This is a genomic window from Aneurinibacillus migulanus (assembly GCF_001274715.1).
GTDB classification, from domain to species: Bacteria; Bacillota; Bacilli; order Aneurinibacillales; family Aneurinibacillaceae; genus Aneurinibacillus; species Aneurinibacillus migulanus.
Genome location: NZ_LGUG01000013.1, coordinates 151,244 through 164,038, shown reverse-complemented (window position 1 = coordinate 164,038; position 12,795 = coordinate 151,244). Strand labels below are relative to the sequence as shown.

The 12,795-nt window shown below is 43.9% G+C and carries 14 protein-coding genes, 1 pseudogene and 1 riboswitch; of the genes and pseudogenes, 4 read left to right on the top strand and 11 right to left on the bottom strand.

Annotation, left to right across the window (positions count from 1 at the left end):
• Window positions 1–58 precede the first annotated feature (58 nt).
• The 7 genes and pseudogenes from AF333_RS29910 to AF333_RS29890 all read right to left on the bottom strand — a co-directional run bounded on the left by AF333_RS29910 (window position 59) and on the right by AF333_RS29890 (window position 4,744).
• Window positions 59–1,078 (bottom strand): ABC transporter ATP-binding protein, encoded by a 1,020-nt coding sequence (locus AF333_RS29910; protein ID WP_043063575.1) that lies wholly within the window; start codon window positions 1,076–1,078, stop codon window positions 59–61.
• 6 nt (window positions 1,079–1,084) lie between these two features.
• Window positions 1,085–2,002 carry an ABC transporter permease gene (locus tag AF333_RS29905; RefSeq protein WP_043063574.1) on the bottom strand — a complete coding sequence of 306 codons (918 nt, stop codon included), beginning with the start codon at window positions 2,000–2,002 and terminating at the stop codon, window positions 1,085–1,087.
• Between the two features lies 1 nt (window position 2,003).
• Window positions 2,004–2,936 carry an ABC transporter permease gene (locus AF333_RS29900; protein WP_043063573.1) on the bottom strand — a complete coding sequence of 311 codons (933 nt, stop codon included), beginning with the start codon at window positions 2,934–2,936 and terminating at the stop codon, window positions 2,004–2,006.
• A 287-nt stretch (window positions 2,937–3,223) separates the two neighbouring features.
• The gene (locus AF333_RS29895; RefSeq protein WP_043063612.1) at window positions 3,224–3,562 is read right to left on the bottom strand and encodes a DUF3870 domain-containing protein; all 339 of its coding nucleotides are present in this window, start codon (window positions 3,560–3,562) and stop codon (window positions 3,224–3,226) included.
• Window positions 3,563–4,021: 459 nt separating this feature from the next.
• Entirely contained in the window at window positions 4,022–4,192 is a 171-nt protein-coding gene (locus tag AF333_RS33285; RefSeq protein WP_235356560.1) for a hypothetical protein, read from the bottom strand.
• A gap of 26 nt (window positions 4,193–4,218) precedes the next feature.
• Window positions 4,219–4,382: pseudogene (locus AF333_RS33280) on the bottom strand (serine hydrolase); the annotation flags it as partial.
• Window positions 4,383–4,420: 38 nt separating this feature from the next.
• On the bottom strand, window positions 4,421–4,744 hold the full coding sequence (locus AF333_RS29890) for an antibiotic biosynthesis monooxygenase family protein (protein WP_043063572.1): 324 nt from the start codon (window positions 4,742–4,744) through the stop codon (window positions 4,421–4,423).
• 190 nt (window positions 4,745–4,934) lie between these two features.
• Here AF333_RS29890 and AF333_RS36510 point away from each other — a divergent pair, with 190 nt between their 5' ends.
• The 4 genes from AF333_RS36510 (at window position 4,935) to AF333_RS29875 (ending at window position 7,400) form a co-directional block, all read left to right on the top strand.
• Window positions 4,935–5,126 (top strand): hypothetical protein, encoded by a 192-nt coding sequence (locus AF333_RS36510; protein WP_235497060.1) that lies wholly within the window; start codon window positions 4,935–4,937, stop codon window positions 5,124–5,126.
• A gap of 40 nt (window positions 5,127–5,166) precedes the next feature.
• The gene (locus AF333_RS29885; RefSeq protein ID WP_043063571.1) at window positions 5,167–6,171 is read left to right on the top strand and encodes a zinc-dependent alcohol dehydrogenase family protein; all 1,005 of its coding nucleotides are present in this window, start codon (window positions 5,167–5,169) and stop codon (window positions 6,169–6,171) included.
• A 107-nt stretch (window positions 6,172–6,278) separates the two neighbouring features.
• Entirely contained in the window at window positions 6,279–6,689 is a 411-nt protein-coding gene (locus AF333_RS29880) for an Rrf2 family transcriptional regulator (RefSeq protein ID WP_043063570.1), read from the top strand.
• 69 nt (window positions 6,690–6,758) lie between these two features.
• Window positions 6,759–7,400 carry an NAD(P)-dependent oxidoreductase gene (locus tag AF333_RS29875; protein ID WP_043063569.1) on the top strand — a complete coding sequence of 214 codons (642 nt, stop codon included), beginning with the start codon at window positions 6,759–6,761 and terminating at the stop codon, window positions 7,398–7,400.
• Window positions 7,401–7,569: 169 nt separating this feature from the next.
• On the opposite strand, the gene AF333_RS29870 is transcribed toward AF333_RS29875, so the two are convergent.
• The 4 genes from AF333_RS29870 to AF333_RS29855 form a co-directional block, all read right to left on the bottom strand.
• Entirely contained in the window at window positions 7,570–8,484 is a 915-nt protein-coding gene (locus tag AF333_RS29870; protein WP_321167199.1) for a PhzF family phenazine biosynthesis protein, read from the bottom strand.
• 200 nt (window positions 8,485–8,684) lie between these two features.
• Window positions 8,685–9,452, bottom strand: a complete 768-nt coding sequence (locus AF333_RS29865) for a pirin family protein (RefSeq protein WP_043063611.1) — start codon at window positions 9,450–9,452, stop codon at window positions 8,685–8,687.
• A gap of 183 nt (window positions 9,453–9,635) precedes the next feature.
• The gene (locus tag AF333_RS29860) at window positions 9,636–10,931 is read right to left on the bottom strand and encodes an NCS2 family permease (RefSeq protein WP_043063610.1); all 1,296 of its coding nucleotides are present in this window, start codon (window positions 10,929–10,931) and stop codon (window positions 9,636–9,638) included.
• A 125-nt stretch (window positions 10,932–11,056) separates the two neighbouring features.
• Window positions 11,057–11,158, bottom strand: a riboswitch (purine riboswitch).
• A 160-nt stretch (window positions 11,159–11,318) separates the two neighbouring features.
• Complete coding sequence (locus AF333_RS29855; protein WP_043063567.1) at window positions 11,319–12,656, bottom strand: haloacid dehalogenase-like hydrolase; 1,338 nt, start codon at window positions 12,654–12,656, stop codon at window positions 11,319–11,321.
• Window positions 12,657–12,795: the final 139 nt, after the last annotated feature.

The window sequence follows — 12,795 nt, the reverse complement described above, 5'->3', positions numbered from 1 at the left end:
CCACTTTCTTGCTTTACAGCGACATATCATTTCTTATCCATTGAAAAAATGAACTGCCTCATCCAATGGCCTCATCCATCTGGGGCCGTATGTTTTTGGCTCGCGGGTCCTGTAACCAGCAAGCTACCTGATGCCTATCATGGACCGCTGTCGTCTCTGGCTGATAGCGCCCACATACTTCGAGCGCATATTCACACCGCGCAGCGAACGCACAGCCCTGCGGCGGTGCGAACAAGTCAGGCGGCGTGCCTGGAATCGACTTCAGCGGAATATCTCGCTCCAAATCAAGGCGTGGCATCGATCCTAACAGTCCACGGGTATACGGATGTTGCGGCTGATAGAAGATGTCGCGCACAGCTCCGGACTCCACCACCTGTCCCGCATACATCACATTTACACGATTCGCAATTTTCGCGACGACTCCGAGATCATGGGTAATCATAATAATAGAGACACCAGTCTGCTCCTGTAGCCGCTTGAACAAATCGAGAATTTGCGCCTGAATCGTTACATCAAGGGCGGTTGTTGGCTCATCAGCAATCAGAATTTTGGGCCGACATACGAACGCGATCGCAATCATAATCCGCTGCCTCATTCCGCCGCTGAACTGGTGAAGATACTGTCTTAAACGGCTCTCTGGATTAGCGATGCCGACCAGTTTCAGTGTCTCGATTGCCTGCACCTTCGCCTCCTGACGCGACAATTTCTGATGGCGTATGATGCCCTCCATAATCTGCTCTCCAATGGTGATGGTTGGATTCAAAGCGGTCATCGAATCCTGAAAAATCATCGAAATTTGCGATCCTCGTAGCTCACGCATCTGCTTCTCAGTCAATGCCGTCAGATCTTTACCCTGGAACCGAATATGCCCTTCCGTAATCCGACCGATATGTTCCGGAATTAGACGCATAATGCTGCGCGCCGTCACGCTCTTGCCGCAACCGGACTCTCCTACAACGGCCAGTGTTTCCCCTTCATGTAACGAGAAGCTTACTCCGCGGACGGCCTGTACCGTACCACCATGTGTTTGAAACGAAACATGCAGCCCTTCTACTTCCAGCAATTTCTTCTTCTCCATCCTGCATCACCTCCTCTGCTTCGGGTCGAACGCATCTTGCAATCCGTCACCAAGCGTATTGAATGCCAGCATTGTAAATGAGATAAAGAAAGCCGGGAAGAACAAGCGCCACCAATGACCTGACAGAATGGTAGGAAGCGCATCGTTCGCCATCACACCCCAGCTGGCAAGCGGTGGCTGCACGCCTAGACCGAGAAAGCTCAGGAATGCCTCCGCAAAAATAGCGGACGGAACAGTAAATGTAAGCTGTACGATAATAATACCTAACGTATTGGGAAGTAGATGACGGCGAATAATATACCACGGCCGCGCTCCCATCGTTCGAGCCGCAAGTACATACTCCGAGTTTTTCAGCTGCAATACCTGTCCCCGTACGATCCGCGCCATTCCGAGCCAGCCGGTAGCGCTCAGCGCGATAATAATAGTAAGAAGACCGGGCCCCATTACTACCATCAACAGAATAACAATGAGCAGATATGGAACACCGTATAAAATATCGACAATACGCATCATGATATTATCCACTCTGCCGCCCATGTATCCGGAGATTCCTCCGTAAACGATGCCGATAAAGAAGTCGATAAGTGCCGCCATAATTCCGATAAACAGCGAGATACGGGCACCGAATAGAATGCGCGCATATACGTCACGTCCCAAATCATCCGTACCGAACCAATGCTCAGCGGATGGCGGCTGATTCCCTGCTAATAGCGATTGCTTAGAATAGCTCTGACTTGTCAGATATGGACCAAAAATAGCGAGCGCCGCAACGATAAAAATCACCACAAGTCCCATCATAGCCAGCTTATTCTTGCGCAGGCGCAACCATGCATCCTGCCAGAACGTCAGTCGCGGCCGCACAATCGCTTCAGCCGCATTCGCGTCTTTATTCATCGGAACGAACAATTCGTTAGGCACTCCCATGCTATCCCTCCCTCTTATGTAGCTTAATGCGCGGATCGATGATGCCATAGGCTACATCTACAAGGAACATCAAGAATACCAGCAAGGCGCTGTAAAATACCGTCGTTCCCATAATGACCGCATAGTCACGGTTGTTAATTCCATCTACAAAATACTTGCCCATACCAGGGACAGCAAAGATTTTCTCGATGACAAAGCTGCCGGTCAACACATTCGCGAGAAGTGCCCCGAGCAATGTCACAACCGGCAACACTGCGTTACGCAGCGCATGCTTACACACGATGACAGCCGGAGATAGTCCCTTCGCTTTTGCCGTTTCAATATAATCCTGGTTCAGCACTTCGATCATATTCGCACGGGTCATACGGGCAATTAATGCAAGCGGTCCGGTTGCCAGGGCCAGAGCAGGTAGCACGATATGCTTCCATGTTCCCCATGATGCAACGGGAAACAGCTTCCACTCTACCGCTACATACTTAATCAGCACTGTAGCTACAATAAAGTTCGGGACTGCAATACCGATGACGGCGAATACCATCGCCGCATAGTCGATAATTTTATTGTGGCGAAGCGCAGCTACCGTTCCTAAGGCGATTCCTGAAACAATCGCAAATAAAAGCGCAGCCATACCTAGTTGAAATGAGACCGGAAAACCACGGGCGATCATGTTATTGACCGTATCCGGATAGTGCGATATGGATGGTCCCAAATCCAATCCTACCAACGATTTTAAATACAATACGTATTGCACGCCGAGCGGCTGATCAAGATGGTAGTGCGCCATTAAATTTTGAATGACCGTCTCGTTACTTTCCCGTCCGTCACGCTGAAATGGCGAGCCCGGAATCGTATGCATCAGGAAAAATGTTACTGTGACGATGAGCCACAGTGTAATAACCATGGAAATGAACCTGCGCAGCACAAACGACGCCATTTCCCCACCTCCGTCAATCGATCTGGATGAATCAAAATAAATACAGAAAACCCAGCAAATGATCCGCAGCTTCTGCCACAAATGATCATCTGCTGGGTTTTATTTACGTGTATGTACGCCATACGAATAAATAAAGCAGCGTTTATATTCAGTTATAGAGGATGTTCAAAAAATCCGGGAAACAGAACTGCGAATGTCTGCGTTGCCCCTACGCTCCGCTGCTCGGGTCTACCGCGCCTTGAACTTCATGGCTCTGTTTGTTCTCCTTTTTGAACAGGCTCTTCTAGTCACGCAGAACCCTGATCTACGCTCACTCTGCCAAGTGCACGGTATTTCTTCTGTGCATCCTTAAAGGCGACAATCAGCGCCTTTTGAGACGATCCGTGGTATCTTCGACGAATCTCACCCGCCAATTCCTCCGTCTCCCAAATCGTACGACCAACAAAAATTGAACGCACAAAGTCTGAAGTTAGCGGTATCGTAGACGAACATCCCGCATCGATAATCTTATCACTCCGACAATCAATGACCAGTCCGATGAAAAATGCGCTATACTGCTGGGTAATCGGATTGTTAATCGATGATTGAGCGTCGCCTATGATATAGATGGAGTCGGCATCATACAACACGGAAGTACCCTCGCTTCTCCGCTATACGGCTAGGCTTGCCGGGATGTTTAAAGGAAGACTTTAAACGACCGGTTCCTTAGTATAACGGGCAAATATTTCTTAATTTTAATATTAACAGAAAATAATGTATTTTGTAAACAATGCAATTCCTATGATTTAAATTTTTTGTATGATTTTCTGGTGAAGGATACGAGCGATTTCTTCCTCCGCCGCGAAAAAACCTCCACCCGCTTTCTGCTGACAAAGCCCATTCATCAAGTATAACAAGCCCTAGCCTTCCTCCTTACAGAAATACATTCCCGATAGCAAACCGTATTCACCATCATGCATATGATCCCGCATAAACTTGCTCAAATCAGAGGCGCTCGTACGCACCCCACCTTGCGGACCAAAAATCGCTCCGGTCGTTCCAGGAATGTATCCGCTATAATCGATAACTGCCGGCGGATACGTGCCTCATAAGCGCTCTGTATAGCACGTGCCGCCTGGTATCAACAATTGTCGCAAATCAAGAGAAGGAGGATTCTCGTGCCGGGATACGATCGCAAAGTCGGCATATACATCCTGTAAAGCGGATGGCGAACCTCGTACCCTAAATACTCCCCGATATTGCCATCCTGATCGCATAAGCCTTGTTCCCAGAGCTGCATAAGTGCAGTAGCGGTTACTGTTTTGGAAATGGAGGCGGCAGAAACAACGTGGAATCGGTAATGGGTATCATTCTCTCTATATCCGCCAAGCCGAAGCTACCTAGCCATACCAAGCTCCATCTGTCTACTACCGCTGCGGCTAATCCCACAATTCTATGCCTGTCCATAGCTTGCTGTATCGCTATATCCATTTCTATCATCCTCTTCAAGAAAAGCTATCTCGCTCAACCTTACATACTCTCAATGCAAAGTTTTTATACCAATCTGTTTTGCCTTTCTCTTGCGCAACTTTGTGAGTTGAATCCTCTTTCCAATTTTTTATTGCCTCTAGGGAATCCCAGTAAGAAACAGTGATTCCTAGACCTGTCTCATCTCTAACACTTTCAACACCTAAAAACCCTTTTTGTTGTGAAGCCAATTCAACCATTTTATCTGCCATTTTCTCATAACCATTATCTCCTTCTGTTCGTTCAGAGATAAAAATAACTGAATAATATGGCGGTTGAGGTGTCTTTGCAATTCTACTCATACTATTCTCTTCTCTTCTCCTCTTTACCTAATTAGGTATAATTAACTAATAAATAGTGTCATTAACAATGATTTAGTATCAATAGCTTCTTTATTTAGCTGCCTTACTAACTATTTGAGCACAATGCGTAAAACTAAAAACCCTATCTTAAATTTAACATGAAGATAGACTAAAATTATATACATCTGATTTGATAAATCGACAAATGTTTATGGTGGGAGGTAAGAAGAGAAGAAAGGACGGTGGGCGGGAGCGGTCGGACAAAGATTGCCTTTCTTCTGCTGGAGCGCAGGGCGCATCCAACCTCTTCTTTTTTCCGAATCTCCTATTTCCAACCACACTCCATTGTCAAAATATCAAGTGTAATCTATATAGGTTCTGATAGGATTACAATAATCGCCAGAGTAAAGGGGAGTATTATATTGAAAGCCAAATGTGTTAGATTCCATAAGTTTGGGGAGCCACAACACGTTCTACAAGTCGAAGATAGAAATGTGCAAAGTCCTGGAACCGGCGAAGTCCTGGTACGTATGATCGCTCGCCCAATCAATCCTTCCGATCTAATACCTATTAAGGGTGCATATTCTCATCGTATCGGTCTACCTACCATTCCAGGCTATGAGGGGGTTGGTATCGTCGAGGAAGTAGGTCCTTCCGTTTCCAAATCACTTATTGGCACACGTGTTTTGCCTTTACGGGGCGAAGGTACCTGGCAAGAGTTTGTCAAAACATCTGCGGAATTGGCTGTTCCGATTCCCGACTTTATTAATAATGCTACTGCTGCACAATTATATATCAATCCGATAACGGCATGGCTTACTTGTACAGAAGTATTGGGATTGCAACCGGGTGATGATGTGCTTGTGAATGCTTGCGGTTCTTCCATCGGTCGTATTTTCGCTCAATTATCTGCTGTTCTCAGGTTTAGACTGATTGCTGTAACACGCAGCGAGGCTTATACAGAAGACTTGATTAGACTTGGTGCCTCACACGTAATTAATACATCAAATACATCGTTATACCCTGCAGTTATGGAAATAACGCACGGACGCGGGGTCAAAGCGGCTATTGATTCCATAGGTGGATCAGCAGGTATAGATGCAGCATATTGCGTTCGTCCGAATGGGTCCTTATTAAGTATCGGGCTACTCTCAGGAATACCTATTAATTGGTCAAAAATTATAGAAAATACACAAGTGAATGTTAGGATGTTTCATTTGCGGCATTGGAATGAGCAAGCTTCTGCGCAGATTTGGCAGGCGACATTTCGCCGTGTTATTGAACTGATTCATAACAAGCAATTGAAGCTTATGGCACCTAGCCTGCAGTTTGATCTTTCGGATGTTACAAAAGCAGTTCAAGCAGCTGAATCTCATGAAAACACAGGTAAAATTCTTTTAACCAGCAAAATGTATACGGAGGGATAATGTGACGCATCATAGAGATACACACAATAGAAACAGACGTATAGAACCAAATGAGTTGACAAGATTTCAAGTTGTAACTATAATGGTTACAGAAGAGGGTGAAAGAATTGGTTAATAGCCGTCTCGCTGTCGCCATTCATATACTTTCTCTAATCGCTTCTAATCCGGGCAAACAAATCACTTCCGACTATATTGCAGGCAGTGTAAATACCAATCCGGTCGTTATTCGACGCATAATGAGCATGCTGAAAAAAGCAGGCATACTGAAAACACGCGCCGGAGTTGCAGGAACTGCTTTAGCCAGAAAACCTTCCGATATCTCTTTATTAGAGGTGTATAAAGCCGTTCAGATACAGGATGAATTATTTGCGATTCATGAACAACCCAACCCTATGTGTCCTATCGGAAAAAATATTCAATCAACACTAGAGGATGTATTTTTTGATGCCCAAAGAGCGCTAGAAAACGAATTGGCAAACAAATCGGTTGAAGACATTTTACAACATCTCTTTACATAAAAGAGATGTCTTTTCACCCCTAACCTGTAACCGATTATGTTACAAAAAGTAAAATTGGAGGTACCAACAATGAAAATCGGAATTATCGGAGCAAGTGGTAAAGCAGGAAACCTAATTATGAAAGAAGCGGTTGAAAGAGGCCACAATGTAACAGCTATTGTAAGAAACGCTTCTAAAATTACAGATAGCAATATAGCCGTACTAGAAAAAGACATTTTTGATATTACTTCAGATGATCTTAAAGCATTCGATGTGGTTGTTAATGCTTTTGGGGCACCCGCAGGACAAGAGCACCTTCATGTAGATGCCGGGAACGTACTCATCGACGCTCTTAAAAACGCTCCAAAAACAAGACTAATTGTCATAGGTGGCGCAGGAAGTTTATTTGTGGACGAGGCGAAAACCACACAAGTATTCAATACACCCGATTTCCCTAAAGAATATCTTCCAACAGCGAAGAACCAAGGAAAAAATCTGGAGATTTTGCAGCAAACTGATTCTATTACATGGACATTTCTCAGCCCTTCTGCATTCTTTGACCCACAAGGAAAAAGAACAGGCTCTTATCAAACAGGTAAAGACCAGTTGCTTGTGAACTCTAAAGGACAAAGCTATGTAAGCTATGCGGACTATGCGATTGCTGTCCTGGATGAAATCGAAAATCCACAACACCTGAACGAACGATTCACTGTTGTGTCAGAAGCGGAATAAAGAAGACATATCACATACAGATGACACCACCTGTTGATTATCCATAGATTGGAAGTAACAAGATGCATGCCGTACGCGTCATTCTTTTCTATCCATCTATGGATACCAGGGGTGTTGATTATTTATTCATCTCTGTGCGTTATAACATAAAACTTCCATCAACAGAGATTTACTGTCCATTGAACCGGGATAATTTTACTTTTCTCAATCCCGTATTTACGGCCATCCCGCCTACTTCTACTTTACGAATCTGTTTGCTTGCATCAATACATAATCTGGCTTTAATTTCAGAGGGGCGCTGCATTGTATAGCCCTGCTCAAAAGTCAAATCGTGCCATTGCTTATCCGTAAACTTTCCGTACTTATGTAAATAACAACTGAGTGCGCCAGTAGATGTTCCTGTAGCACTCTCCTCTGGAATATCCACCAGCGGAGCAAAATTCCTGCACTGGGCAATCGCCTTGCTCTTCGTCTCTAACGTAAATACATGGTAACCAAGCGCGTCATATTCTCTACTGACATGAGCGATTCGATCGAAATCGGGATGAACCTGATGCAAAGCATCTATACTTTTAAGAGGCACCAATATATCCCGCAATCCTGTAGAAACAACCTGTACAGGCAAATCTTCAACAAAATCGCCCATACCAGTGCCTAAGGAGTTCGCAATCTCCTGTTTATCAACTTCTTCATAAAATTGCGGGAGAGCCTGCGCAAGAAAAACATTACCATCTTCCTGTATATTTACTTCTAATATTCCCGCCCCTGTTTCTAACGTATATGTTCCACAACGAATTACGTTTTGAGACAACATGAGGTGAAAGGTCGCAATGGTGGCGTGTCCGCACACATCAACCTCACTGTTCGGAGTAAAAAATCTCAATTTATAATCTGCTTGACTCGATTTCTGGACAAAAGCAGTTTTGGAAAAGCCTATCATGTGTGCTACCTTCTGCATTTCCTTTTCTGTCATAACATCCGCATGCAAAACAACCCCTGCAGGATTCCCTCCATGTTTCTCTTTCGCAAAAGCATGTAATGTATATACATCAATCTCCACTGTGTATTTCACTCCTTCGTTCATGCCACTTTTAAACTACATACACACCAATACGTAACACAACACTAAATCCACTCGAACGGTGCGTATAAAGTATACTACATGCTATTCCTGTAAGTGTAATGTCATATAATGAGGGAAAGCGCATTAACACAAACAAAAAACAGCCACTCTGCTTGAATCAGATTGACTGTTTTACAAGGAATACGAAAGTAATGTGCTTATTATCTTTTTGGATAAAGAGGATAGTCCGTTTCCATAGGCACTTGAATAAGGATTATCTGTAACTCACGCTCTGTACCTGCTTGTAATGCCGCTTCCGTTTCCACCTCAGTACTCAGAGTGATAAAGTCTTTTTGTTGAAACGAAGCAGTGGTCTCTTTTTCTTGCCATGCCCCGTCTCCTCTAATTGCTAACGCTGCTACAGAGTAACCGGCAGGAATTGTATGATTATATACCATACCTGGTTTTACCCGGATGTCCCACATTTTGACGTCTGCAACTAGGTGAATGGGCGCTCCTTCGCCAATAACTGTCTTCACTTGATACCCATTCTGAACAACAAGAGGAAACGCTTCATGCTCATATTGGTTATACGTTGGGTTTCTTTTCAACGCTTCTTTCAGATACGGTTCAAACCAAATCTGAAACCCTTCCATATCTGGCCCGATAAACCGCTCCTCATGATAAGCTCCGGAACCGGTCTGCATGACCTGAGCTCCTCCTGCCTCTACTACGCTCCTCGTTCCTAATGAATCTCCATGCTCCGCTTTTCCTTGAACAACATACGTGATAATCTCAAACGCTTGATGGGGATGCTCTGGAATAAATCCTTCGGTTTTTGTATGGAACCATGCCCAATAAAATAAAGGTCCTACACGCTTTACAACAGAATTCTCTCCAGGAAATCCAATCGGTTTTTGCTCGGTTATTTTTCCGCCATCAAATGCTCCTACCGCTTGTTGATTGGGTGAATACACATCTATTTTCATTTCATCACTACATTTCATGTTTATTCCTTAGGTTTATAGCGAATGTTATATAAGAATAATAACGTTCTAAACTTACATTTGTCAAGTTACTATATTTATTAAATTAATAAACAAAAAAGAAAGCAGGAACAGTCCAATTGACTAATTCCTGCTTCTATTTTTTATGACTATAATCATCAAATATCACGATACATAAGCAAAATAGGCAATAAAAATCACAGACAAGACATACATAATCGGATGTACCTGACCCGGACGCTTCAATGCCAGCATCGTAATCGGATACAGGATGAAGCCAAGCGCAATTCCAGTCGCCACACTAAACGTAAGAGGCATCATAATAATCGTCACGAACGAAGGGATGACAATATCGAGCCTGTTCCAATTAATGTGACGGATTTCGGACGCCATCATGGCCCCGACGATAATCAGTGCAGGTGCCGTCACCTCCCCGGTAATAACGGATAATACCGGCGAGAAAAACAACGCTAATGTGAAGCAGCCTGCAATAACAAGCGACGCAAAGCCTGTTCGACCACCCACCGCAATTCCTGCCGACGATTCAATAAAGGATGCTGTCGTCGATGTACCAAGCACTGATCCGATGACAGAGGCGGAGGAATCCGCGAGAAGCGCCCGGCCTGCATTTGGAATCTGATTATCCTTAATGATACCCGCCTGACTAGCGACAGCAATTAACGTACCGGCAGTATCGAAAAATCCGACGAACAAAAATGTAAAAATTACCGTCAGTAACTCCGGCGACAATACATCAGGCACATGTTCAAACGCGACACCAAATGTCGGCGCAAGACTTGGAATCGTACCGACGATGCTATCTGGAACCTCAATGAGGCCAAACAGCATACCGACGATAGCTGAGATAATCATGCCGTAGAAAATTCCGCCCTGTACATTTCTAATAAGTAAAACAACCGTAACAATAAAACCAAAAATCGCCAGCAGCGTCGGTGCCGACTTTAAATTTCCAAGCGAAATGAATGTCGCTTCGTTCTTCTGTATGATACCAGCGCTTTTCAATCCGATAAATGTAACGAAAAAACCGATCCCTCCGGCGATCGCATATTTCAAATCCTGAGGAATCACATTAATGATTTTTTCCCGAATTTTCAGCACGCTTAAAATAACAAACAGCACCCCGGATACCAGAACGCCGGTCAATGCGGTTTGCCAGGGAATACCCATGCCAATAACTACCGAATACGTAAAAAATGAATTCAGACCCATACTTGACGCAATTCCAATCGGATAATTAGCCAGTATCCCCATCAATAGGGTTCCGAGAATGGCCGTTACTGCAGTAGCAGTAAATACTGCCCCCCTGTCCATGCCTGCCTCGCTGAGTATAATCGGGTTCACCACCAGAATGTATGCCATTGAAAGAAATGTCGTAATCCCGGCGACCGTTTCTTTTCTGTAGGTTGTTCCCCGTTCCTCAAATCCAAAAAACTTCTTCATCCTGTTTCCTCCAGCCATTTTCTCCATATAAATAAAAAAGCTCTGGCAAGCCATCTGTGACTTCGCCAAAGCTTTCAATACAAAGGGATGTGGAAAAATCCGAAGAGCAACATACCTGCTCCCCACTTTTTCTCGTTATCCCCTGTAGTCAAGCTTTTTACGGAAGCCCGGTAGAAACGTCCGGGCCATATTCCCGAACATATACAAGGTGTACTCTTATATTTTGAAAATGTATGGAGAACAATGTACCAATAACACGAATGTTCGTCAATACAGAACAAAAAAAGCAAAAAATTAAAAAAGTTCCGCTTCCTGCAAAAGGAACCGGAACATCACGAACGTTCAGCTTATTTATAATATCCTAATGATTGGAGCCACATCTGTTCATTATTTTGGTGCAGCCAACAGCACTTTTTCTGTTGATCCCAATGTAATCGTATACTCGGTCGGTATCCATTGCCCGGTATTTTCGTCGTGGCCTTGTAGGATAAACTTCGGATTCTTCTTCTCCATTTCAGAAGCGGCTATGGCAGAGACTTTACCAACTTTTCCACCCTTTGCTCGGTTAATAATTAATACAAGCTCAGTATCTGGAAATTCGGTCATCATTTCATAATCTCCGTTGCTGTCACCAGCCACAAACAAAGGACCGTATCCTCGTTTGTCAGCGATTTCTTTTTGGATGACTTCCGTCTTTCCATGATTTACGGTAAGAGGCCAATCTGTCCGTAATGCAGGCAGATACGTATCCCCGCTTTTTTTGAGCCTTATTCCAATGACGTTTTCTTTCGGCAGATTATAGCCGTACTTAGGATTCGTCGCAAAAACTTCCACAACCTCTTTCATTGAAGCGGATACGACATATACATCGATTCCATTCTCCCTAAATGTATGCATCAAGTTTGCAATTTCAGGCGTAAGTCGCAAGCCACTTGTATAGGAGACGCTTACTGGTCCAGCTTCACCTGCCATGGATTCCGGGCTTGCCATTTTTATCTTTGAAAGAGCCCCACCCAAGTTATAGTCGTTCGAAGCTTCTGCAAGCCGCTGAACTTCTTCTGTCGTCATATTTGCAAAAAAATAGAGGACCCACGGGTATCCTACGCTTGTATCGTATGTACCATTAATCGCTTCATATAAGAAGTACAATTTCGCTTTAAAATCCTTAAATTGATCGCTAGCCTGCACCGTCTCTAATGATTGTGTTCCTTTAAGCCCTTCATAATGGCTATAGAGGTACTCATAATCACGACTCAAGTCTTTACTAATAGCAGCAAGCGTAATTCGCTCGCCCTTTGTGTTCTTATATTCCTCTGAAAAAGCTCCTTCTGGAACGTTGGTTTTAATAACTTTGGTAAATTCCTCCGGTGTTAGCTTAAAAGTCAGATGATCCATCATATAAATAAACAAAGCTTCTTCTGTATCATTCATAATACTCGTATTATCCCAATCAAATATAACATAAGGTTTCTTGTCAGAATTATATGTAGAGCTTTTTATTCCATACCTTTCTATTAAATCTTGTACAGCAGCATAGTTTCTTAGCGCCCATTTTCCCGGGTCCAACATTTGAACCGCTGTCGTATTGGCATGTGCCTGGGAGTTCGTTAGGATCGGTGATTGCATATTAGCTGCTAGAACACCGCTTACCGGTACGGAAAGAAGGAGCGTGCCTATTACAGCACCCGCAATTATTTTTTTCACTTGCTTTCTTTTATGAACCATTAGTTACTTTCTCCTCTCGTTTTTGAATTGTTGACCCAAGGGTGTTGTTGGATAAACAGTATTGCTAGATGGTATTGTTCCAAAACACGACAAAAGGCGCCTCAACTGTACATTTATACAAGTTGATAGGCGCCTTTGC